Source organism: Desulfovibrio sp. 86 (assembly GCF_902702915.1).
In the GTDB taxonomy this organism is placed as follows: Bacteria; Desulfobacterota; Desulfovibrionia; order Desulfovibrionales; family Desulfovibrionaceae; genus Desulfovibrio.
In genome coordinates, this window is record NZ_LR738849.1 from 1,105,361 (window position 1) to 1,128,510 (window position 23,150).

At 60.2% G+C, this 23,150-nt stretch carries 22 protein-coding genes; 11 read left to right on the forward strand and 11 right to left on the reverse strand.

Features of this window, described 5'->3' with window-relative positions; all coding sequences use genetic code 11:
* Positions 1–304 precede the first annotated feature (304 nt).
* Positions 305–1,210, reverse strand: a complete 906-nt coding sequence (locus DESU86_RS04790; RefSeq protein ID WP_179980001.1) for a hypothetical protein — start codon at positions 1,208–1,210, stop codon at positions 305–307.
* A 212-nt stretch (positions 1,211–1,422) separates the two neighbouring features.
* Here DESU86_RS04790 and tgt point away from each other — a divergent pair, with 212 nt between their 5' ends.
* Positions 1,423–2,562: a tRNA guanosine(34) transglycosylase Tgt gene (gene tgt, locus DESU86_RS04795; RefSeq protein ID WP_179980002.1), complete on the forward strand. Its 1,140-nt coding sequence runs from the start codon at positions 1,423–1,425 to the stop codon at positions 2,560–2,562.
* 329 nt (positions 2,563–2,891) lie between these two features.
* On the forward strand, positions 2,892–4,550 hold the full coding sequence (gene ggt, locus DESU86_RS04800; RefSeq protein WP_179980003.1) for a gamma-glutamyltransferase: 1,659 nt from the start codon (positions 2,892–2,894) through the stop codon (positions 4,548–4,550).
* A 449-nt stretch (positions 4,551–4,999) separates the two neighbouring features.
* Here ggt and DESU86_RS04805 read toward each other — a convergent pair whose 3' ends face one another.
* From DESU86_RS04805 to DESU86_RS04825, 5 genes are all read right to left on the reverse strand, one after another.
* Positions 5,000–5,281, reverse strand: a complete 282-nt coding sequence (locus DESU86_RS04805) for a hypothetical protein (RefSeq protein WP_179980004.1) — start codon at positions 5,279–5,281, stop codon at positions 5,000–5,002.
* A gap of 50 nt (positions 5,282–5,331) precedes the next feature.
* Positions 5,332–5,562 carry a hypothetical protein gene (locus DESU86_RS04810; RefSeq protein ID WP_179980005.1) on the reverse strand — a complete coding sequence of 77 codons (231 nt, stop codon included), beginning with the start codon at positions 5,560–5,562 and terminating at the stop codon, positions 5,332–5,334.
* Positions 5,563–5,631: 69 nt separating this feature from the next.
* Positions 5,632–7,164, reverse strand: a complete 1,533-nt coding sequence (locus DESU86_RS04815) for a fused MFS/spermidine synthase (protein ID WP_179980006.1) — start codon at positions 7,162–7,164, stop codon at positions 5,632–5,634.
* Between the two features lie 291 nt (positions 7,165–7,455).
* Positions 7,456–7,932 (reverse strand): tRNA adenosine(34) deaminase TadA, encoded by a 477-nt coding sequence (tadA, locus tag DESU86_RS04820; RefSeq protein WP_269474324.1) that lies wholly within the window; start codon positions 7,930–7,932, stop codon positions 7,456–7,458.
* Positions 7,933–8,033: 101 nt separating this feature from the next.
* Positions 8,034–8,702 carry a TIGR00730 family Rossman fold protein gene (locus tag DESU86_RS04825; RefSeq protein WP_179980008.1) on the reverse strand — a complete coding sequence of 223 codons (669 nt, stop codon included), beginning with the start codon at positions 8,700–8,702 and terminating at the stop codon, positions 8,034–8,036.
* Positions 8,703–9,154: 452 nt separating this feature from the next.
* Here DESU86_RS04825 and DESU86_RS04830 point away from each other — a divergent pair, with 452 nt between their 5' ends.
* From DESU86_RS04830 to miaA, 4 genes are read left to right on the forward strand one after another with little or no spacing between them, the layout of a single operon-like run.
* Positions 9,155–10,765 (forward strand): MBL fold metallo-hydrolase, encoded by a 1,611-nt coding sequence (locus DESU86_RS04830; RefSeq protein ID WP_179980009.1) that lies wholly within the window; start codon positions 9,155–9,157, stop codon positions 10,763–10,765.
* Positions 10,766–10,780: 15 nt separating this feature from the next.
* The gene (gene rsmD / locus DESU86_RS04835; protein WP_179980010.1) at positions 10,781–11,332 is read left to right on the forward strand and encodes a 16S rRNA (guanine(966)-N(2))-methyltransferase RsmD; all 552 of its coding nucleotides are present in this window, start codon (positions 10,781–10,783) and stop codon (positions 11,330–11,332) included.
* Positions 11,329–11,868: a pantetheine-phosphate adenylyltransferase gene (coaD, locus tag DESU86_RS04840; protein WP_179980011.1), complete on the forward strand. Its 540-nt coding sequence runs from the start codon at positions 11,329–11,331 to the stop codon at positions 11,866–11,868. Before rsmD ends, coaD begins: the two co-directional genes overlap by 4 nt.
* 16 nt (positions 11,869–11,884) lie before the next feature.
* On the forward strand, positions 11,885–12,847 hold the full coding sequence (miaA, locus tag DESU86_RS04845) for a tRNA (adenosine(37)-N6)-dimethylallyltransferase MiaA (RefSeq protein WP_179980012.1): 963 nt from the start codon (positions 11,885–11,887) through the stop codon (positions 12,845–12,847).
* 326 nt (positions 12,848–13,173) lie between these two features.
* Here miaA and DESU86_RS04850 read toward each other — a convergent pair whose 3' ends face one another.
* Positions 13,174–13,827 (reverse strand): carbonic anhydrase, encoded by a 654-nt coding sequence (locus tag DESU86_RS04850; RefSeq protein WP_179980013.1) that lies wholly within the window; start codon positions 13,825–13,827, stop codon positions 13,174–13,176.
* A gap of 683 nt (positions 13,828–14,510) precedes the next feature.
* Between DESU86_RS04850 and DESU86_RS04855 the strand changes: the two genes are divergently transcribed.
* The 5 genes from DESU86_RS04855 (at position 14,511) to DESU86_RS04875 (ending at position 19,170) form a co-directional block, all read left to right on the forward strand.
* Positions 14,511–15,494 carry a nine-heme cytochrome c gene (locus DESU86_RS04855; protein WP_179980014.1) on the forward strand — a complete coding sequence of 328 codons (984 nt, stop codon included), beginning with the start codon at positions 14,511–14,513 and terminating at the stop codon, positions 15,492–15,494.
* 14 nt (positions 15,495–15,508) lie between these two features.
* Positions 15,509–16,612, forward strand: coding sequence for a sulfate respiration complex iron-sulfur protein HmcB (hmcB, locus tag DESU86_RS04860; protein WP_179980015.1), 1,104 nt, complete (start codon positions 15,509–15,511; stop codon positions 16,610–16,612).
* Positions 16,613–17,827 (forward strand): sulfate respiration complex protein HmcC, encoded by a 1,215-nt coding sequence (hmcC, locus tag DESU86_RS04865; protein ID WP_232088266.1) that lies wholly within the window; start codon positions 16,613–16,615, stop codon positions 17,825–17,827.
* A gap of 26 nt (positions 17,828–17,853) precedes the next feature.
* Complete coding sequence (gene hmcD / locus DESU86_RS04870) at positions 17,854–18,006, forward strand: sulfate respiration complex protein HmcD (protein ID WP_179980016.1); 153 nt, start codon at positions 17,854–17,856, stop codon at positions 18,004–18,006.
* A 534-nt stretch (positions 18,007–18,540) separates the two neighbouring features.
* A complete protein-coding gene (locus DESU86_RS04875; RefSeq protein ID WP_232088267.1) occupies positions 18,541–19,170 on the forward strand; it encodes a methyltransferase domain-containing protein in 630 nt (209 codons plus the stop codon).
* A 548-nt stretch (positions 19,171–19,718) separates the two neighbouring features.
* Here DESU86_RS04875 and DESU86_RS04880 read toward each other — a convergent pair.
* The 4 genes from DESU86_RS04880 to DESU86_RS04895 form a co-directional block, all read right to left on the reverse strand.
* Positions 19,719–20,711, reverse strand: coding sequence for a hypothetical protein (locus tag DESU86_RS04880; protein ID WP_179980018.1), 993 nt, complete (start codon positions 20,709–20,711; stop codon positions 19,719–19,721).
* 212 nt (positions 20,712–20,923) lie between these two features.
* Complete coding sequence (locus DESU86_RS04885; RefSeq protein WP_179980019.1) at positions 20,924–21,574, reverse strand: HAD family hydrolase; 651 nt, start codon at positions 21,572–21,574, stop codon at positions 20,924–20,926.
* 2 nt (positions 21,575–21,576) lie between these two features.
* Positions 21,577–22,374, reverse strand: coding sequence for an acyltransferase (locus DESU86_RS04890; protein WP_232088268.1), 798 nt, complete (start codon positions 22,372–22,374; stop codon positions 21,577–21,579).
* A complete protein-coding gene (locus tag DESU86_RS04895) occupies positions 22,375–23,145 on the reverse strand; it encodes a 3-deoxy-manno-octulosonate cytidylyltransferase (RefSeq protein ID WP_179980020.1) in 771 nt (256 codons plus the stop codon).
* Positions 23,146–23,150: the final 5 nt, after the last annotated feature.

Sequence of the window (23,150 nt, forward strand, 5' to 3'; positions counted from 1 at the left end):
CCTTTTGGATTGACAGCCCGCACACACGGGTACGAGCAAGGAACGAGTTGTATACTGCCCGGCATGAGCGCTGTCAAGCCCCGGCGGCGCAAATGACTACCGGGCGCTGCGGGCATGGCTCAAAGCCGGGTGATGCGGGCAGACGCAGATCAAGCTGAGTTATTCCATTGGGCGGTGTTGCTTCACTTTTTTTGAAACAGTCAAGGACGGAAGAGTCCACTCCTGCTTCAAAGAAAGATCGCGCCTTGCCAAACGAAACAACTGCGCGTTTCCAAATTGCTCTAATCAGTGCTTTCCTGAAAAATCAGGGACATCGGGAGGGTTTTTCGGTGAGCAGGCAAAAATCGTTGTTGATCCAGTCGCACAGGGCCGCCACGCCGTCCTCGGCCACCCTGTCCCACGCGCCGTGACCACAGCCATCTGTTTGCCATACCTGAATAAAGCGCAGGCGGAGAGAAAGCCGCCGCAAGGTGCCGCTGTACAGGCTTTCCACACAGTGACAGACCACAGGCGCAACGCAACGCTTGCGCCCCGGCCCGCTGAGCACCACGCAGAGCAGCATTTGCGTTCCTGTAAGTCTGCGGTAGCGTTCGCTCTCTTCCACTTCTTCAACTTCAATGCGTGCCCCGCTGGCAGAAATATTGACGAGTTTCAGCCGTGAAGGCTCGCCCGCTCTGAAAATAAAGTCCGCAGCCCCCAGTTCGCGCCAATGTTTGGGCAGTTTGCCCCGCAGCCACAAATCCACGGTCTTCACCATTCCCTGCGAGGGAAAGACCCGCTCGTGCTTGCGCAGGCTGCGCTGCACATATGCCTGCGGTATGGCGACCTCAATTTCGCAAAAGCGCTTTTCGGGTTCCAGATGATTATGGATAATGCGGGTCTTGCACAAAAAACCGGCACGCGCCTGCCCGGGCGACATCTTTAATATATTGACGAGGAACGCGCGAGGAAGATTGAAATACAGCAGGCACTGTTCGCCGTTGAGCGCGTCCGGCAAAAACTTGGTGGCGGACATGAGCCGAAGGCTTTTGTCATACAGCGCCATGATGCGGCAGTACACATTGTCCATCTGACGGTTGCGGTCAGTGAACAGCACCTCCACGCAGACATGGTGCGCCAGGGCCGCGCGCAACAAGGCCACGACCGAGGCCCTGTGCGTCGGGGCGGTCTTCTGGCCGGGAAGGCGCATAAAGCGGCTAAAAAAAAGCATTCTCCTTCCTCGCGCTGGGGACTTCCCATAACTGGTGCAAAGTGGCCTCCGTATGCCTACGGATACTTGTTTTTTTATGCAGTTATTCGATTTCTGTCAAACCATCTCCGCCAGCGCCAGCCTGCCGGTTCCGCCCGCACAACCGCGCCGGCCGGTCGCCGCAACCCGCCGCCCCCTTGCATCCGACGCCGCTTGCATATAGTGTGCGCGGCATGTCTGATTCCATCTTTACCATAGAACACAGGGACGGGGCCGCACGGGCAGGACTCCTGCGCACGGCTCACGGCGTCATCCCTACGCCCATCTTCATGCCCGTGGGCACAGTGGGTTCGGTCAAAGCCATTGCGCCCGACGATCTGGCGGCCATTGGCGCGCCTGTCATCCTGGGGAACACCTACCACCTGTACCTGCGGCCCGGCGACGATCTTGTGGCCCGGCGGGGCGGCCTGCACGAATTCGCCTCCTGGCCCGGCGCCATTCTTACAGACAGCGGCGGCTTTCAGGTTTTCAGCCTCAGCTCCCTGCGCAAAATCCGTGAAGAAGGGGTGGAGTTCCGCTCCCACCTTGACGGCTCACGCCACCTTTTCACGCCCGAAAAAGTGCTGCAAATCCAGCGCAATCTCAATTCGGACATCATGATGGTGCTGGATGAGTGCGTGCCCTTTGGCGCGGACTACGACTATACCGAAAAATCCCTGGCCCTTACCACGCGCTGGGCCAAGCGCGCCAGAGCGGCCTACCCTGCGGGCACGGCACACAATCTGCTGTTCGGCATCACACAGGGCGGCTTTCACAAAGACCTGCGCAAACGCTCGGTTGAAGAACTCTGCGGCATCGATTTTGACGGATTCGCCATCGGCGGCCTTTCCGTGGGCGAACCCAAGGCGCAGATGTACGACCTGCTCTACCACACCGCTCCCCTGCTGCCCGAATCCAAGCCCCGCTACCTCATGGGCGTCGGCACGCCCCTGGACATCGCCAACGGCATCAACGCCGGAGTGGACATGTTCGACTGCGTGCTGCCCACCCGCAATGCCCGCAACGGCACGCTCTACACCTCGCAGGGCAAGATCAACATCAGGCGCAAGCAGTTCGCCGAAGACGACGGCCCCCTGGACCCCAACTGCAACTGCTACACCTGCCGCACCTTTTCGCGCGCCTATCTGCGGCATTTGTACGCCAGCCAGGAATTGCTGTCCTTCCGGCTCAACTCCCTGCACAACCTGACCTATTTTCTCGACCTTGCCCGCAACGCGCGACAGGCCATTGTGCAAGGACGCTACACCGACTTTCTGGCGGGCATCGAGGCACTGTACCCCGACGAGGCGGCCAGAGCCGCCGAGGGCGCGTAAGCTGGGTGAAAGGTCTGGATGAAATGCTTTGTGGGGGAGGGACCCTTTTGCAAAAGGGTCTCCTCCCCCACGCCCCCACCCCCTAAAACTCTTATTGCAGTGGGGTGCAACTCACCGAGTTTTCTTCTCTGACACGGGTGTCCTGAGACGGCATCCTTTGCCATCAATCTTTCCCCATCACGCCATTTAAAAACATCTCTGCCCTCGCCTGCGCCCAGGCCGCAGACCGTCCTTTGCTCCTTGCGCCCTCCTGTGGCATACTGCCCGCGAAACATCTTCGGCGCGCCCGTGCGCACCGAAACCCCTGCGATAGCCAGCACGAGGTCACAATGCCATCCAGCCACAGGTATTCCTTCACGTCTTCCACGGCCAGCAACCCCCTGAGCCTGCGGGGCATGGTCACAAGCCCCCACTATCTGGCCTCGCAGGCGGGGCGCGACATCCTGCGCAAGGGCGGCACCGCCGTGGATGCGGCCATTGCCGCTGCTGCCGTGCTTTCCGTGGTCTACCCCCACATGTGCGGCCTTGGCGGCGACAACTTCTGGCTCATCTATGATGCGGCCACGCAGAACCTGCGCGCGCTCAACGGCAGCGGCCGGGCGGCACAGGCCGCCACCCCTGCCCTCTACGCGGAGCGCGGCCACACGGCAGTGCCCACGCGCGGCCCGCTGGCCGCGCTGACCGTTCCGGGCGCGGTGTCCGGCTGGGGCGCGGCTTTTGATCACAGCAAAAAAATCATGGCCTCGCCCCTGAACTGGGCCGAACTGCTGGCCCCGGCGCAGGAACACGCATCCCACGGCTTTGCCGTGTCCCATTCCCTGGGCAACGGTCTGGCTCTGGTGAGCAGCGGCAAGCCGAATTACAGCCTGCATCAGTCCGAGGACTTCCGCAGCCTGTACTTTACGCCCGAAGGGCACCCGCCGGGATTTGGCGCTGTCATGCGCCAGCCGCAACTGGCCGAAACCCTGGCCCGGCTGGCCGCCAACGGCCCCCAGGAATTCTATGAAGGCCACACGGCGCGGGCCATCATCAGCGCCCTGCATCGACAGGGCGGCCTGCTCACGCACAAGGACCTCGTCAGCCACACCGCTGACTGGACCGAACCCCTGCGGGTGGACTACAGGGGCTACACGGCCTGCACGCCGCCGCCCAACTGTCAGGGTTTGGCCACACTGGAGATTCTCAATATCCTCAACCAGATGGATGTGGATATTCTGGGCGAGGGCACTGCCGACTACTATCACGTCATGGCTGAAGCCACCCGCGAGGCCTTCATCGACCGCCAGCACTATCTGACGGACCCCGACTTTGCCCACATCCCCACGCAGCGGCTGCTTTCCCCTGAACACGGGCAACAGCAGGCGGCGCGCATCCATATGGACAAACGCGCCGACGCCCTGCCCCCCCTGCCCCCCGGCGGCGACACCATCTGGCTGGGCGCTGTGGACGCGGCAGGCAACGCGGTGTCGCTCATACAAAGCATCTATCATGAGTTCGGTTCGGGCGTGGTGGCGGACAACGCGGGCTTTGTGCTGCAAAACAGGGGCTGCGCCTTTGCCCTTGACCCCAAGCACGTCAACTGCCTGCTGCCGGGCAAACGCACCCTGCATACCCTGACGCCCGCCATGCTGCTCAGGGACGGGCAGCCCCACCTTGTGTACGGCAGCATGGGCGGCGACGGCCAGCCCCAGACCATCGCGGCCATGACCACGCGCATTGTGGATTTTGGCATGAGCCCGCAGGACGCAATCAACGCGCCGCGCTGGCTCCTGGGCCGAAGCTGGGGCGAAGAATCCAACGACCTCAAGCTTGAAGGCCGCATCCCTGAAAGCGTCGCGCAGGAACTGACCCGGCGCGGGCACGTGGTGCGGCGCATGGACGACTTCGCGGAACTGATGGGACACGCCGGGGCCATACTGCGGCGGCCCAACGGCGTCTGGCAGGGGGCCGCAGACCCGCGCGGCGACGGCCAGGCGGCGGCGCTTTAGAGCAGTTTACGAATGAAATGAGTTAAATGCTCTGCAAGGATTTTTCTGAAAATCCTTGCCACGAAATGCGAGTAGGCGGGCTTTTGCCTGCCGTACGCGAGCATTTCAAGTGTTAAATGCTCTAGATGCAGGAGGTTGGAAAAACTTTGTGGGGGAGGGACCCTTTTGCAAAAGGGTCCCCTCCCCCACGCCCCCTCCCCCTAAAACTCTTATTAGAGTAGGATTTAGTACACGGTTGGTTTCTGATTCTGAAGCGGGGATGTTGGAAACAGCGCCTTTCAGACAGCGCGCAATCTGCATTCACAAAAATTTTGGGCATGGCCGTTTTGGGGCGTAACAGCTAATCCCGCTCCAGCAAAAACGGCGAGCCGCAGGTAAGAACCTGCGATTCGCCGTTTTTGCGGTGTTTGCCGCAGAAATAACTGGAAAAGCGCTTGTGACGACAGCGTCTAGTTTATCCAGCTGCTCAGCGCGTCCACAATCTTGCGGGCCTGCTCCGCGCTGGAAATGGTGAATTTGGACTGCTGGCGGTACTCGCCGCCGGACTTTTTGTACCGCCGGATGACATACACATCAGGGCCAAAATCGTCCTTTTCAGGCTGCCACTGCTGGTAGCGGAAAAGTATGGTGGTCCACAGCCCCTTGCTCAGTACAACCTTGTCCAGTTCATTCACAATGATCTGGCCGTTTTCTTCAAACTGTACTGTAAGATCGTCAATGGTTTCGTTCAAAATGCATTCTCCCTGCAGGGGCTTGTGACCGCTCGCCTGACCGAGCAAAATTATCCGGCATAGTTTGTCAGCAGACCCCGTACATCTTCAGGAAGCTGCGGCGGGGTCAGCACCATTTCCGCCGGGCCGGGGCCGTATTTGCTGGCGACAATCGCTCCTGCCGCAGACAGAGCCATCAACCGTTCGGTCATGGTGAGCTCCTGCCCGGCAGCCAGCTTGTTGCCAAGTATGGTCAGAACATTTTCACTCAAACTCAGCGGACTCACTGTACTGAATTGCATAGGCCGCCTCCTCTACTTTTATTGTGGAATGCTACATTTTTCGCCCCGGCATCGCAAGAGGCCAGGCGCTTACTGCCGTAGCAGCATAAGCGCATAGCGCTCCACAGGGGCAAAGTCGTCCGTAAGAGGCGGCGTGTCAAAAACCAGCGGGCCCGTGAGACGGGTCGCCAGCATGGCGGCCATGCCCGTGTCGGCGTTTGCGCCTGCCTCTTCTGCCCGTGCCGTTTCCCTGGCCGTGCCCTCCCTTTTTTCAGGAAAAGCCACAACCATAAGGTTTTGCACCTCATCCGGCCTGTCGGGACGGGACACGCAATACACCTGCACCTCTTCAAAAGCTGCGGACAAAGCCCCGTAGATGCCCTGAAACAATCGTCCGTCCTCGCCGTTCACAGCGGAGATGACGTTCATGAGCAGCGCGCCCCCTGGCGCAACGGCCCGCCGCAAGGCCCGCGCGGCTTCCACCGTGCCCATCTGGAAGGGAACCGCGTAGTGCGAGTTGAACACGTCCACAAAAACCAGATCATACTGCCCCTGCTGCCGGTTCAGAAAGGCCCTGGCGTCCTCGTGTTCCACCGTAAGACGCGCGTCGTCCTTGAGGCCGAACCAGCGGCGGGCGGTTTCCGTCATGGCCGGGTCAATCTCCACCACGGTCATGCGCACCTCGTCGGGCGCGGCCAAGGCCGACTTGCCCGCCAGAATCCACTTGGGCACGGAATAACCGCCCCCGCCGAGCATAAGCACGGAACGGGCCTGGGGCACAAAGCGCGGGCCAAGGGCATAAAAACGCGTGTACTGAAAATAGAGTTCCGCCGGGTCGTCCAGATACATGCCCGACTGGCTGTAGCCGGGGTCTGTGGCCATGAGCCGGACGGCGCGGCCGCCCTCGCCCCAGTCCATGCCTTCATAGACGCGGATGCTGTTGTAGGGGCTTTCCACAAGCCGCACCCCTCCCCTGCCTTCCTGCCAGCTTCCGTACATGCCGTTCATGACGGCCCCAATCAGGCACAGGGCCAGCAGGGCAGCGCGAATCTTGCCGCCGCGTGCCGCGTTGCACAGCGAAAGCGCCATCATGCACACGGATACGCCCCAGAGGATGCTGGCGCTGCCGAAAAAGGAAATCAGCACAAAGCCGCCCAGAAATGTCCCAAGAATGCTCCCCGCCGTAGACAGGGCATACAGCCGCCCCACCGTGGCCCCGGCAGTGTCCACGCTGCCGATGCGCAGGCGGATGGCATAGGGGCTTATGGCCCCGAAAAAGAATGCGGGCAGGGCAAAAATGCCCACAGCGGCGGCCACGGCGGCCACGTACAGATTGCCGATGCCCTCCGTGACCCACTGGCCCACCAGCGAATGACACAGAGCCGTAAGCGCGCAGCCAAGGCCGGCTCCGGCCAGGGCCAGGGCCAGCCCACGGCGCGACAGATGCCTGTCGGCCATACGCCCGCCCGCCCACGCTCCCAGAGCGAGACAAGCCAGCACCACGCCTATAAGGCTTGTCCAGACAATGGCCGAGGTGCCCACATAGGGGGCCAGCACGCGCGCGCCCACCATTTCCAGCACCATGACCAGTGCGCCGCTAAAAAAAACCGTCAGTTCCAGCATGGCGTTCCTTTTGGGGTCCAGCCCATGGCGGTTGGGGCGAAGCTCCGGCAGCGCGGGCCAAACCGCACTACAAACGCTTCCCCACAGTCATAATCCAAAGCAGATCAACGCTGAAAACGCGCTGTTCTCCAATATATGATGCCCGGCATGCCCACCCGCTGAATGAGCAGCAGTGCTTGCGGATTGGCAGCATCCGTCTGCGCGCACAACCGCCGGATATGTTTCGGCGCCAATTCTCCTGAACAGCGGAGCCAGCTTTTCCAAATCCTGCGGCTTTGGCATTGGGCTCCCCTATTCTTCGCGCCTGGCGGCAAAAAAATCGCGCAGCAGTTCCGCGCATTCAGCCGCGCGCACGCCGCCCATATGCCAGAGGCTGTGATTGGCGCTCTGCGCGTCAAAATACTCGGCACGCGAGATGACGGCCCCGGCCTGCGAATCCGCCGCCCCATAAACCACTCCGGCAAGGCGGGCATGGATGCAGGCAGCGGCGCACATGGCGCAGGGCTCAAGGGTGACCACCAGCACACAGCCGCCAAGCCGGTAATTGCCCAAACCGCGTCCGGCCTGCCGCAGGGCCAGGATTTCGGCATGCGCCGTGGGATCGTGCAGACCCACAGGGGCGTTGCCCGCTTCCGCCAGCACCGTGCCGTCGGGGGCCGCGATAACCGCGCCCACGGGTATCTCCCCTGCGGCGGCGGCCAGTCGGGCGCGCTCAAGTGCCCGCCCCATGAGGCTCTCCCAGCTATGCCCCGGCGGCGCGGGGGGCACAGGCCCGGCTGGCGTAAAAACGCGAACTCCCCCATTCCCGGAGGCAGGACCGCCGGAATGGGGGAAGAAAGGTTCTGATGCCTGCCGCCTCATGCAGCGTCCTAAAGAATAACGATTTTGCGTAGATGACTGGCCACTTCTTCAGGCGTGTCGCACACGGTGATGAGCCGGTCAATTTCCGTTTCCTTGATAAACCCGCGCGCGGCCATGTTCTTGCGCAGCCATTCCACCATGCCGCTCCAGAAGCTGGAATCATACAGCACGATGGGGAAGGCGCGCGTACGCCCGGTCTGTGCCAGCACAAAGGCTTCGGAAAGTTCGTCAATGGTGCCCATGCCGCCGGGCATGACCACGTAGGCCATGGCGTATTTGACGAACATGAATTTGCGTATGAAAAAATAGCGGAAGTTACAGCGGGTTTTCACATACGGATTGCAGCCCTGCTCATGCGGCAGGTGAATGTGCAGCCCGATGGACTCGCCGCCCGCGTCAAAAGCGCCCTTGTTGGCCGCTTCCATCACGCCGGGGCCGCCGCCGGTGATGATGCCGAAACCGGCTTCGACCAGCAGACGCGAAATTTTTTCGGCATCCTGATATTCCTGCGTGTCCGGCGTGCTGCGGGCCGAACCGAAGATGGATATGCAATTGACCTTGAGGGCGTTGAGGATATCCAGAGCTTCCACCATTTCGGCCATGATGCGGAAGGTACGCCAGGATTCGGTGGTGACGGAGGCAAGATCGTCCACAATATTTTGTTGCAGTTCAGGCATGGATTCTCCTTAGGGTATCTTCCGTTGCTCCCGGAAAAAGCAGACGCAAAAAACGTCAACAGCGTCAGGCTGCCGCAGCTTTGTCGGCTTTCCGGGCGGAAGCGCGTAAATGGGCCGGGGGCTTGCTGCCGCCCGGCGAACCAGAGTGGCAGTATATGTGGGCGGCGCGGTAAAGGCAATGCACCGCCCAATGCACGTGGAAAACCGGAGCAAAGCCGTCCCAGGCGGCGCAGGCTTGACGCTGCGCGCCTCAAGCGGCTATGGAAAAAAGTCCCCAACGCGACCTGCGGCCAACGCACGGCCGCGCGCACTGCGTTTTACGCGCCGCACCCTGTACAGCACCGGGCTTTGCGGAGGCGAGGCACGTCAGACGAAAAACAGCCGTCTGCCTGTCCTACGCCGCGACGGACTTTGCGGCTGCTTCTGGCCGTTACTTATTATCGGAGGCCACGATGAAGGTTCAACTTCTGGGCGCGGCACAAACCGTGACCGGTTCCTGCTACATGATTGAGGCGTGCGGCAAGCGATTCTGCGTCGATTGCGGCATGCACCAGGGCAACAAGGCCATTGAGGCGCGCAACCGGGAAACTGAAGTCTACCATCCCACAGACATTGACTTCATCCTCATCACCCACGCCCATATCGACCATTCCGGTCTGCTGCCCCGGCTGGTGCGCGAAGGCTATGCAAACCCCGTATACTGCACCAAGGCCACAAGCGAACTGCTTGACCTCATGCTGCAGGACAGCGCCCATATCCAGGAAATGGAAGCCCTGTGGGAAGCCAAAAAATACATGCGTCGCGGGCTGAAAAATCCCCCCGCTGCTCTGTACACCGTGGCGGACGCACAAAAAGCCGTCACCTTCTTTTCTGCGGTGGATTACCACAAGACCTTTGAACCCGCCCCAGGCATCACGGTCACCTATTACGACGCCGGGCACATCCTCGGTTCCGGCTCCCTGCGCATCGAAGCCGCCGAAAACGGCAAGACCACCAGCCTCATCTTTTCGGGCGACATCGGCCGCCCGCAGTCTCTTATCGTGCGCAACCCCGAAAACCCGCCCCAGGCCGACTATGTGTTTATGGAGTCCACCTACGGCGACCGTGACCACAAGGATGAAGACCTCAGCGATCAGGAACTGGCCGACGCCATCGCCTACAGCTACGCCAAGGGCGAAAAAGTCATCATTCCCGCCTTTGCCGTGGAACGCACCCAGGAGGTGCTGTACTGCCTGCATGTGCTCAACAAAAAGGGCCTGTTGCCCGCGGACATGCCCGTGTATGTGGACAGCCCCCTGGCCATACGCGCCACCGAGGTCTTTGAGCGCAACCGCGAGCTTTTTGACGACGCCGCGCAAAAGATGCTCAATAACGGCGACAATCCCTTCTCCCTGCCCAACCTGCGCTACACCCTGTCTGTGGCGGAATCGCAGGCCATCAACGACTACAAGGGCCCGGCCATCATCATTTCGGCCAGCGGCATGTGCAACGCGGGCCGTATACGCCACCACCTGCGCCACAATATCTGGAAGCCCGGTGCAAGCATCGTCTTTGTGGGCTATCAGGCCGTAGGCACACCGGGCCGCAAAATTGTTGAAAAAGCCAAAAAAATTACCCTGTTCGGTGAAGATATGGACGTAGCCGCCCGTATTTTCACCATCAACGGTTTTTCGGGCCATGCCGGGCAAAGCCAGCTTCTTGGATGGCTGGCCCCCCTGGTGCACAACTGCGCGCAGGTGATTCTCACCCACGGTGAGTCCAAGGCCCAGGAAGTCCTGGCCGGACTCATACGCGAGCGCTTTGCCGTCACGCCCCACATAGCCTCCTACCTTGAGGAAATGACCCTGGACGGCTGTCAGGTTGCCGAAACCATCACGCACGAGACCATGGCCCACCCCAAGGTGGACTGGAATTTCCTCACCGACGAGGTGGAACGCAAGTGGGGCATGTTCAAGGGCAAGCTGGCCGATGTGGAAGCCCGCCCCTGGGTGGAACAGACCGATTTGCAGGAAGCTCTGGAAAAAATGGACTACGCCCTCACGCGCCTTATCTCGCGCATGTAGGCATACGGGAGTACCATGCGCATCATATCAGGCCGCCTGGGCGGCCGGACGCTTAAAACTGTGGAAGGCGAGGGCTACCGCCCCGCCATGAGCAAAACCCGCGAGGCCCTCTTTTCCATGCTCGCCGCCCGTGGACTTGTCTGGTCCACGGCGCGGGTGCTGGATCTTTTCGCGGGCAGCGGCAGCCTTGCCTTTGAGGCCATCAGCCGTGGCGCGCCCCATGCCCTGCTGGTTGAAAACTCCGTGCAGGCCATGCGCTGCCTTCAGGCCAATGTGGAAGCGCTGGGCGTGCAGGCCGAAACGGGCCTCGTGAAAGACGACGTGCTCAAGGTGCTCAAGCGCCCGCCGCAACAACCCTATAACCTGGTTTTTATGGATCCGCCCTACCGCAAAAAGCTGGCCGAACCGGCCCTGCGGCTGCTGGCGGCCCACAGATGGCTTACCCCCGGAGCCTTTGTCACTGCGGAAATTGAAAAAGAGGCAAGCTTTGCCGTGCCCTCCGGTTTCACCCTGGAAACTGACAGACTGCTGGGCCAGACCCGCGTCTGCATCTGGATAGCGTCATGAAAATAGCCATGTATCCCGGTACGTTCGACCCGGTGACCAACGGGCATCTCAGCCTCATTCGCCGCGGCTGCGAGGTTTTTGACCAGCTCATCGTGGCTGTAGCCGACAATACGCCCAAGCGCCCCCTGTTCAGCCACGAGGAGCGTGTGGCCATGCTCCGCGAGGCCCTCAAGGACGAGCCCAAGGTCATTGTGGAACCCTTTTCCGGCCTGACAGTGGAATATGCCGCCCAGCGCGGGGCCTGCGTTCTGCTGCGCGGGCTGCGCGCCGTCTCGGACTTTGAATACGAATTCCAGCTGGCCCTCATGAACCGCCGCCTGCAGCGCCATATCCAGACGGTCTTTCTCATGACCGACTACCAGTGGCTGTTCATCAGCTCCACCATCGTCAAGGCGGCGGCCAGCCACGGAGCGGACATCAAGGGTCTTGTGCCCGAAAACGTGCGGCTGGCGCTTATGGAAAAATACGAAAAAGGCGAGGTCGCCCAGGCCACCCCCTGTCTTGCCCCGCCCCACAGCGGCTTTCGCACCTCGTAACCGCCGGATGAAATCCATGCGGAACACGCATACCAACAGCGGGGCGGCACAGGCTGCCCCGCTGCCTGTCATCTGCCTTGCGGGGCCCACAGGCTCCGGCAAGACGGCCGCCGCCCTGGCCATGGCCGACGCCCTTGACGGCGAGGTCATCAATGCGGACTCCCGGCAGGTCTATGCGGATTTTCCCTGCATAACCGCGCAGCCCACCACCGAAGAACGCGCCCACTGCCCGCACCACCTCTACGGTTTTTTGCCCACAGCGCAAAAAATCAGCGCAGGCCGCTGGGCCGACCAGGCCACGGCCCTTGTCCGCGACATCCTCGGCAGGGGCAAGACGCCCCTCCTGGTGGGCGGCACAGGGTTGTACTTCCACACCCTGCTGCACGGCACGGCGCAGATCCCTCCTGTGGACCCGGCCCTGACCCAGACCCTCACCGACCGCATGGAAGCCCAGGGCGCGGCGCGTATGCACGCCGAACTGGCCCAGGTGGACCCGGAATACGCCGCCCGCATCCACCCCAATGACCGCCAGCGCATCGTGCGCGCCCTTGAAGTGCGGCAGGCCACGGGCAAACCCTTCACCTGGTGGCACAAAAACGCCATGAGCCCCCCGCCCTGCTCCGGGCCGCTGCTGGTGCTGGATGCCCCCCTCGCTTGGCTGGAACCTCGCCTGGCCCGCCGCCTGGACATGATGCTTGACGCTGGGGCCTTGGACGAGGCCCGCGCTGCCCTTGAACACTGCGACGACGACGGCGCGCCCGGCTGGTCCGGCATCGGCTGCGCCGAGGCCCTGGCCTTTCTGCGCGGCCGCCTGAACTTTGAAGAATGCCGCTCGCTCTGGCTGCGTAACACGCGCGCCTACGCCAAGCGGCAGCTCACCTGGTTTCGCGCCCGCAAGCAGGCCCTCTGGCTGCCCCCGGAAGATGTGGACGGCGTGGTCGCAGCCGCGCGCAGGCAATGGGGTGGGGTAGGAAGATAGTATGGTGAAATGTGCTGTTATGCTTTGTGGGGGAGGGACCCTTTTGAAAAAGGGTCTCCTCCCCCACACCCCCACCCCCTAAAACTTTTATGGTGTTTTAGTGGCAGGCAATGGGGCCTCTGATCTGAGGCGGGCATTGCAGAACCAGAGTTTTCCTGGCGATGCGGCAAACCCTCAAGCGGCCGCAACCCTGTTGCTGGAATGCTTCCGATTGCTTTTACGTATCAGACGGCCAAACGCAGGCAGGCGGCCCGCTCTGACAGCGGGCCGCCTGCAAATACTTTGAAGCGTCAACCGCACAAAAAACTGTGCGACAACGCCCGCGTCTATGACGCGGCTTCCGACCTGCTCAGTGTCAGAAACTCGTGCTGGTCGGGATCATAGTATTCCATTTCGCCGGATTCGATATGGTAGAGCCAGCCATGGATATGCAGGGCGCCATTCTCCACCTTTTCCCTGACGTAAGGATAGGTGAGCAGGTTTTCAATCTGAAAGACAATGGAGAGCTTTTCCGTCAGACGCAGCAGCCTGTCCTTGTCGGCATTCTTGCCAAGCGCGAGCAGGGCGAGCTCCTTGGCCTTCTTGCCAAGTGAAAGCCACTTCTTGGTGTGGATGAGCTGTTCGCCGCTGATTTCCTTGTACAGGGCCTCGATGGCCCCGCAGTACGTATGCCCGCAGATGATGATTTCTGAAATATCCAGGGTGGTGACGGCGTATTCTATGCCGGAGGCCATAGCGTGATAGTCTTCGTCCGGCTTGTGGGGAGCCACAAAGTTGCCCACGTTGCGCAACACGAAAAGCTGGCCGGGAGGAGCGTTGGTTATAAGCGAGGGGATAACTCTGGAGTCGGCGCAGCCGATAAAGAGCGCTTTGGGATGCTGGCCGCTTCTGACAAGTTCCAGAAGCTCGGCTTCATTCTTTTTGAAATAGTTTTTTTGAAACAGTTCATTGCCCTGCAACAGGCTTTCAACACTCTTCATCAACGATCCTCCGTTATCGGTCAGGAGCAGCCGGCTCCATAGCCATATTCACCACAGGCGAACCTAAAACCGCACGAGCCCTTTCGAAAGAACATGTCTGGAACGGACGGCGGCTCCGGGCCTGCGGGCAATTTCGTGTAACACCCTATCCCTTTGAGCGTAGAGCATCTCGGAGTGCAGGTCAAGAGCCTCCAGGTTGCCCCCGCGCCCTTGCGGCGAGCGGCCACGCCAAGCGGGACGACGCCATAAAAATAATTATAATTTACAGAGCATTATCACAAATCTCCAGATCTGGTGAAATTTTTGCTTTGCCCTCATATGCGCCCGCAGGTCTTTTTTTTATTTCCCGCTGCCCCGGTGGCAGGGATTTTTTTTGCCCTCCAAAAAAAATTTCAAAAAACTCGCTGCCATGTGCCCTTGTGCGCAAGCTGGCCTCATATTCGCCTTAAGGCTTTGATTTGGTTTTTATTGGCGGAGAGAATTTAATGAAAATTTTCCCAATCTCCTTGTTTTTCCAAGCATGAGAAGCCATTCCAAGATTGACCCCTCCTTGACGTGTCTTCCCGCCTGCGATACCGTTGCAATATCTGCGTGTTTGCCCCCCGTAGGGATCGGCGGGGCCGGAGGATCCCGTCGCCAGGCGGCGGGTTTGGGGTAATGTCTGAATGCAAAAGGACAAGCACATGAGGAACGGCACATCACTGCTTCTGCTGGCGGCTATCGCCCTGGCTGGCGCGGCGTGTCTTACGGCGCTGGGAGCTGGTTCGGCAAATGCCGCAGCTCTGGAGCCAACAGACAGCGGCGCGCCATCGGCCATAGTCATGTTTCCGGTCGGCGACAAGCCCAATCCCAAGGGCGCGGCCATGAAACCTGTGGTTTTCAATCACCTTAATCACGAAAAAAAGATTGAAAACTGCGAGACCTGTCACCACACGGGCGACCCGGTGGCCTGTAGCACCTGTCACACCGTGGAAGGCAAGGCCGAGGGCAATTTCATCACCCTTGAGCGGGCCATGCACGCCACCAAGATCGCCAAGCGCGCCAAGGGCAACACTCCCGTCAGCTGCGTGAGCTGTCACGAACAGCAAACCAAGGAAAGGCGCGAATGCGCGGGCTGTCATGCCATTGTCACGCCCAAGCGCGATTCGGCGTGGTGCGCCACATGCCACAATGTTACGCCGTCCATGACGCCGGAACAAATGCAGAAGGGCATTAACGGAACCCTTTTGCCCGGCGACAATGAAGCTCTGGCAGCCGAAACCGTGCTGGCCCAGAAGCCCGTTACGCCTGTTTCTCCCATGCTGGCCCCCCTCAAGGTGGTCATCGACTCTCTGGCCGACAAGTACGAGGGAAGCAACTTCACCCATCGCCGTCACCTGACCTCCCTCATTGAGGGAATCAAGGACGACAAGCTGGCCCAGGCTTTCCACAATCAGCCTGAGCTTCTGTGCGCGACCTGCCACCACAGAAGCCCGCTCTCTCTCACGCCGCCCAAGTGCGGCAGTTGCCATGCCAAGGAAATCGACAAAGTCAATCCTGGCCGTCCCAACCTCATGGCCGCCTACCATCTGCAGTGCATGGGTTGCCATAAGGGTATGAACGTCGCGCGTCCCAGAGATACCGACTGCACCACCTGCCATAAGGCCGCGCCCAAGAGCGCCGACTAGCATGGAGTAAGAATATGAAACGCAGAACATTTCTGACCATTCTGGGAAGCGCGGGCGTGGTCTCGGCCCTTGGCACCGCCAAGGTAGCCCAGGCTGGCCCCCACACTTTCCCATATTATGCTGACAGTTACGGAGTGCTGCACGACACTACCCGCTGCATCGGCTGCCGCAAGTGCGAAGAGGCCTGCAACAAGGTCAACCACCTGCCCAAGCCCAAAAAGCCCTTCAGCGACCTCACAGTGTGCGACACCACTCGCCGTACCAGTGAATACCAATGGACCGTGGTGAACAAGTACAAGGTCAACGGCAAGGACGTGTTCCGCAAGTTGCAGTGCTTCCACTGCAACGACCCGGCCTGCGCCTCGGCCTGCTTTGCCAAGTGCTTCACCAAGCACCCCAACGGCGCGGTGCATTACGACGGCTCGCAGTGCGTGGGCTGCCGCTATTGCATGATCGCCTGCCCCTTCTACGTGCCCGGCTTCCAGTACGACGAAGCCTTTGACCCCCTGGTGCAAAAATGCACCTTCTGTGAGCCTTTGCTCCAGGAAGGCAAGCTCCCCGGCTGTGTGCAGGCCTGTCCCAAGGACGCCCTCACCTTCGGCCGCCGCAGTGACCTCCTCCGCGTGGCCCGTGCCCGCATGGCCGACAGCCCCGGCAAGTACGTCAACTACATCTACGGTGAAACCGACGCCGGCGGCACCGCATGGATGGTTCTGAGCCCCGCAGTGGGCCAGGCCGCTGCCGCCATTCCGACGGACGACGCGCCGCTGGCTGGCGAAGAACTGAAACAGCTTGGCCTCAACACCCACCTCGGCAACCGCCCCATGGGTGAACTGACCTACGGCGCGCTGGGCGCGGTGCCAATGATCGTGGCCTTCTGGCCTGTGCTCTTCGGCGGTGCGTATGCCATCAGCAAGCGCCGCGAAGCCATGTACAAGGCTGAAAAGGACGATAAGATCAAGGAAGCCCACGAAGACGTGGCTGCCGCCGTTGACGCCGCTGTGCGCAAGATTGAGGAAACCCAGGGGCCGGGTGCTGCCGACACGGCTCGCCGCGCCATGACCGAGGCCCTCAAGGCCCGGGAAACGGAGTGCAAGTGTCACGGGGAGGATAAGTAAATGTCGCACCACAGCATAGTCATTCCTACCAAGGACAAGCTGTTCAACCTTGGCGAGTTCTTCAGACCTACGCCGGGCAACATCATTACCGCCATCATCCTGTCGGTGGGTCTGGTAATCACCATTATCCGTTTTACCATGGGCATTGGCTCGGTCACCAACCTGAGCAACACGCAGCCCTGGGGCCTGTGGATCGGCTTTGACCTTTTGTGCGGCGTGTCGCTCGCTGCTGGCGGCTACTTTACCACCGTGGCCTGCTACGTCATGGGCATGAAGCAGTTCCACTCGGCAGTACGTCCCGCCATCACCACGGCCTTTCTCGGCTATGCCTTCGTGGTTGTGGCCCTTCTGTACGACCTGGGCCATCCGCTGCGTCTGCCCTTCATGTTCTTCTTCCCCGGCACCACTTCGGTTCTCTTTGAAGTGGGCCTGTGCGTGGCCACCTACGTTACGGTGCTGCTCATCGAATTCTCCGTGGCGCCTATGGAATGGCTGTCGTCCAAGTTCACCTTCCTGCTCAAGTGGCGCAAGGTCGTGGTGCAGGCCACCATCGTGCTCACCATCTTTGGCGTGACGCTGTCCACCCTGCACCAGTCCTCGCTGGGCGCGCTGTACCTCATTGCGCCCGAAAAGCTGCATCCCTTGTGGTACTCGCCCTTCATGCCCATGTTCTTCTTCGTCAGCTCCATGGCTGCCGGATCTTCCATGGTCATTTTTGAAGGCATGTTCGCCCACAAGGGTCTGCACCACTACATGGACGAAACCCATTTGCGTGAAGCTGACGGCGTCATTTTCAGCTTTGCGCGCGCGGCTTCCTTCATTCTGTTCGCCTACTTCATGCTCAAGGTCATCGACATGCTTGTGCAGGCGAACCTGCCCTATGTCTTCTCCGGCTATGGCGCATGGTGGCTCGTGGAAATACTGGGCTTCGTGCTGCTGCCCGCCCTGCTCTACGCCAAGGGCGCGCGTGATCGCAACGTGACCCTGTGCCGCATTGCCTCGGTCAACGCGGTGCTCGGCATTGTCATGAACCGTTTCAACGTGTCCATGATCGCCTTCAACTACAATCTGCCCTCAGCGGAACGCTACTTCCCCAGCATCTGGGAATTCTGCATTTCCATCTTTGTGGTGACGATGATTGTTACCGTGTACCGCTTTATCGTCTACCACATGCCGGTGCTGTACGAACACCCCGACTTCAGGGATGAGCACTAGTAGTCAATCCGAAAGAGGAGAATACTATGGAATTCCATACTTTTTACGATTACTTCCTCTATACGAAGAACTGGGCCTACGTCATGATGTTCGTGGTGCTGCCCCTCTATGTAGTATACTGGAACTTTGTGCTGTTTCCCCGCAAAAAGGGACGTAACGGCGATTCCAAAGGGCACTAGGCCTTAACAGGGTCTGAATCTGCCTGAAATTCGCAGGGGGCGGCGTTGCAAACGCCGTCCCCTGTCATTTGGCAAGGCTTTTGCCCCCTGCGGCGCAGGCGCGGTTTTTTTTGACGCCCGGCATTTCGCTGCGTTTGCCTTTTGCTGGTCCTGGCTCGTGCCAGAACATCCAGCCCTTGAAAAAGGGACGTGCTCCGGCGCCGCAGCGGCCATGCCGAAAACCTTTGAATATGCCCGGCTTCGCGGGGAGCCCGCCCTCACGGGCAGCGGCACATTGAGAACAATTGCGGAGCGCATTGCGCCTTGCGAAGGCTTGCGCTATAGTTGACTGCGTAGAGTGGCTTCGGCGCGTTTGCCATAACGCATTTATGCAGCCATGAGCGGGGGGTTGACGTGCGAAGATTTTATCAAGAAAGCTGGCAAGGAATTCCATTCACATCCTTTTCGCATATCTCCTTTTTCCATTTGGCGGAGCCCAAGTTTTACGCCGTATTTTATGAAGAGCTCTTTCGCCGGTTCAAGGATTGGGACGATTTGCCTGCCGTCTGGCGCACCAACAAGCGCAAGGACGCCCGCTGGCTTATCGGTCAGTTGCGCGACCAGCTCGCCAGGGAAACCCAGCCGCGCACCGAGCCTGTGCGCGTGCTTTCCATCGGCAGTGGCGTCGGCTATATGGAAAAAATCCTTCTTGAAGAGCTGCCCGACCTGGAGCTGCACGTCAACGAGCCCAGCACCGTGGGCATGAAGTGGCTGCGACAGCACATTCCCAACGAGCGCATCTATATCGGCCTGCCTCCGGCTTGTCTGCCGCCGGACGTTCACTATGACATGATATATTTGTCCACAGTGGACTACGGCATCCCCACGAACGAGTTCACCCACCTGCTTCAGGAACTGCGCGCGCAGCTTACGCCCGGCGGTGAAATCATTCTGCTCTCCGCCTCACTGCTGGAAGAGGATTCCTTTATCGGGAGCTTTGTCAACGCCATCAAGATTTTCATACGCGGCATTCTGCATTACCTTGGCATACGGCGTCAGCAGTTCTGGGGCTGGCGGCGCACGCGCGATGAATACCGCCAGATATTCAAGCAGGCCGGGATGACGGAAGTGAAGGACGGCTGGCTGCAGGACGGCTTTGAAACGTACTGGATTCGCGGGCGTTAGAGCATTTTAACTTTGAAAAAGTGTAAATGCTCTAACGCTGCACTTTCGTGCAGCGCGCCACAACGTGGCGTGGATTCAGCCGAGCTTTAGCCGTTGCGACGAAGGAAGCTACGGATGCTTAAAGCGTTGTGACGCAGGAAACTACGCTTGAAGACAGCATGAGTAACTATACGTCTTGTTCTGTGTAATCGCTGTCGCCATTCGTAAGGCTCGTAGACTCGCCAACGACTGCCGCAAAGACAGCAATTGGTTAATAGAGCGACCAGCCTGCTGATGGTTGTCGCAAATCGCATTTTTCGGCTGAATGAAAACTTTGAAATGAGAAGCATTTCAAAGTTGATCTGTTCTAGAGCAATTTCACTTTGAAATGTTTTGAGGATTGAAAACGCACAAGTCCGCGCGGTTATCGCGCGGACTTGTGCGTTTTCATGTACCTTTGCGGCATGCGCAGAGGTGTTCTTTCATTTTGATGCGAAGCGGCTCAGCCCCACACGGCTCAAACCAACTATCAGCAAGGCCGTGGCGAGCGTGCCAGAGGATCGACCGGACTATTCAGGATTGGCTTCGCGCACAAAAGCATTGTACGACTGACGGCTGCCCACGGCGGCATTATTGAGATCCTCCCGCACGGGATTGTAAAAGCCCTCGTCCAGTCCTTTGACAAGTGCGTCTTTGAACCCGGCGGCCTGCTTGAGAAACTCGCGGTAGGAGCGCTCCACATCCGGCGAGGCGGGAAAGGGCGGACGCCCGGCATCGGCAAGGCTGGCGTCAAGCTTGGTCACCACCTGCTTGAGAGCCTCGCGGTCGGGTTTTTGCGCCATGAGCAGACCGGCCGTCCGTGAAAACAGCCCGAACACCTTTCGGGCTTCCAGTATCTGCCTTTTGAGCGGATGCCCATAGAGCAACACTTCTTCCACAGATGCGGCCCTGGCCTCCACCGTGCCCATGTAGCCGCTGCGGGCAGCGGAAAAGCGCTCGTAGTTCTTCTCGATGCTGGCTGCCAGAGCTTTGCCCTTGACGCCGTCGTCACGAATGCTCTGGTCCTTCACATAGCGTTCAAGTGAACGGTAGTCGGCACGCATGCTGTCGAGGCTCTGGCGCATGTCTTCCACCCACTGCGCCATGGCGCGGGACTCGTCTTCGCTGAACATCCCCTGCGGGGCCGCAAGACGCGCGGCCAAAGGCTTGCCGTCGCCGCCATCCGGGCGCGGGGCCAGCATCCATTCATGCAGGTAGTAGCGCACGTTGCCCATCATCACATCGGCCTGGCTATAGTACGGGTTGGCAAGGGTGCTGGCCGCCGCATTATAAAAAGCCACCAGGGCGTCGGCCGCATCAACCTGCTCCTTTGTGGGCGGCGGCCCCAGCTCCTTGGGCGCGTTGCCAGCATCCTCCACGACGCTGGCCTCTGCGGCGGGAGCGGGCTGCGCCTGCTCCGTTTTTGCGGAAGACGCGGGGGCCTCTTCCTTGCTGCCGGAATCGCAGGCAGCCAGACACAGCACTCCAAGGCATGCAAGCCAGATGTATAGTTTTTTCATCATAGTGTGTTTCGTCCCGGACGCCCCCACCCATGTGGCGATGAGGCCCGGTCATTGTTGTGTGCTGTTGGAATTAAAGAGCTTCCTGGAAACGCGCAGTTATTTCATTTGGCAAGGCGCCATCTTTTTTTCAAGCAGGAGTGGACTCTTCCGTGTCCTCGACTGTTTCAAAAAAAGTGAAGCAACGCCGCCAAACGGAATACATCAGCGTTTCCTTAACGCGCCGCGTGGGCCTTTATCCAGTCATTGAGCCCGGTAAGATCCGGCCCCCAGGGATAGAGAGATTCCGAGGCCGGTTTGATGTCCGGGCCCACGCCGTAAAAGAGCGTGCCCACTTCTTGCGCCGCGTCGTGATCCGTGGGGGCGTCCCCCACCATAAGAACGTCCTCCGGGGACATGGGCAGCGAGGCCACAATCTGGCCCAGCAGCTTGGCCTTGGCCGGAGGCGAGCCGTGAATGGACACGAAATACTGGTCCAGATTACGCTCGCGCAGCACCGCCTGCACCTCCTCATGGGGCGCGCCGGAGCACACATAGAGGGGCAATTTCCCCTTCCAGGCGTCCAGAACTTCCTGAATGCCGGGGATGAGCGGACAACGGCGGACCTCGTCAAGAGCGTATTCCGCAAACAGGCGGCCCAGCCGTTCGGACTCTTCTTCCGAAATTTCGCGGCCCAGCACCTCGTTGTAAAACCACTGGAACTTCTTGTAACGGCTCACACCGCCATGCCGCGTGTGGTACATCACAAAACGGTCCTGGGCTTCCTGCCCGTGGGGCGCGGCAATACGCGCGAAGGCCCGTGTTTTCACGGGCACGCTGTCCAGTATGACGCCGTCGCAGTCAAAAACAATGCATTGCAATGCCATAACTATCCTTTTGCGGCCTGGGTTGCCGATCCGCCAACGCTTGCGTCGTTACTGCCACGCATGCCGATGACCTTGGCGGGCACGCCGCCGACAATGGCAAAGGGAGCCACGTTACGAGTGACAACCGCCCCCGCGCCCACCACCGCGCCGCGCCCAATGCGCACGTCTGGCGTAATGACGCAGTTGGCCCCGATCCACACGTCTTCTTCAATAACAATCACGCCGGGCACATGCCCCTGGTGCATGATGGGCACGTCCTGCCGGGCTATGCAGTGGTTGGCCGCCCGTATGACCGTGCCCGGCCCCACGGCCGTATGGCTGCCTATTTCAATGCGTCCGGCGTCGGCCCCCACATGCACATAGGGGGAAAGGGCCACGCTGTCGTGCAGCACAAGCGTGCCGTCCGTGGCGGTGATAAAGCAGCCGCGCCCCAGACGCACATTGTCGCCAAGCGTCATGCCCCTGCACCCCGCAAGACTCAGCCCAGTGCCGAAGCGCACCGAGCCGCAGCGGGCAAACATCCAGCGCCAGCCAGCCAGACGCAGGGCCAGGCCCACCGGAGTGGGGATCCAGCCCAGCAGCGCCACCCACAATTCTTCCAGGGCGGCCCCAAGCCGACGACGCCAGCCCGGCGCGCCATGGGCAGGCGCCGGCGTGCTCCCGCCAGGCCCTGCCTGCGCGGCTGGTTTTGCCGAAGAAAGAGGGCCGGAAGAAAGAGGAGCGGAAGGCGCAGCCGACCCTGTGGCCGACGACGCCTCCTCCGCACCCTGTCCCATGCCTGATTTTTCAGACACGGCCATTTACTTGCTGTATGCCTTCATAAGATCGTCACCTTCCATCAGACGCGCCACGCGGGCCAGATCTTCGGGCGTGTCCACGCTCCAGCTGCGGCATTCGGTGGGGACCATACGCACTTTTTCCCCGTATTCGAGGATGCGCATCATGTCCACGGATTCATAGATTTCCAGGGGGCTTTCTTTCATCTCATTGAAGCGCAGCAGATAGTCGCGGCGGAAGGGAATGATGCAGACCTGCTTGCGCATGGGCACTTTGTCCGACCCCTTTTTGCGCGAGGGGATGGGTTCGCGCGAAAAATACAGGGCGTCGTTAAAGCGGTCCACCACCACCTTGACTTCATTGGGATCTTCAAATTCCTCAAGGGTGTCCATATCGGCCATGAGGTTGGTGACGTTGATGCTGGGATCTGCGAGCATGGGGGCAATGGCGGCGTCGATCATTTCCGGGCGCACCATGGGTTCGTCGCCCTGCACCATCACCACGATATCGGCCTTTTTGCCCGTGGCGGCCTCAATCTTGAGCAGGGCTTCGGCCGTGCGTGTCGAGCAGCGCACGTGATGATCGCCGGTCATGACGCAGTCCAGGCCCGCACCCTTGCAGTAATTTTCAATGATATCATCGCAGGTGGCCACATAGGTGGCGGAAAGGGTTTTGCTCATGGCCGTACGAAAGGCCACATGCCCGACCATGGGCACGTTGTGGATGAGGGCCAGGGGCTTGCCGGGATAACGGCTGGACCCCATACGCGCGGGAATGATGGCAATGATGTTCATGCAAC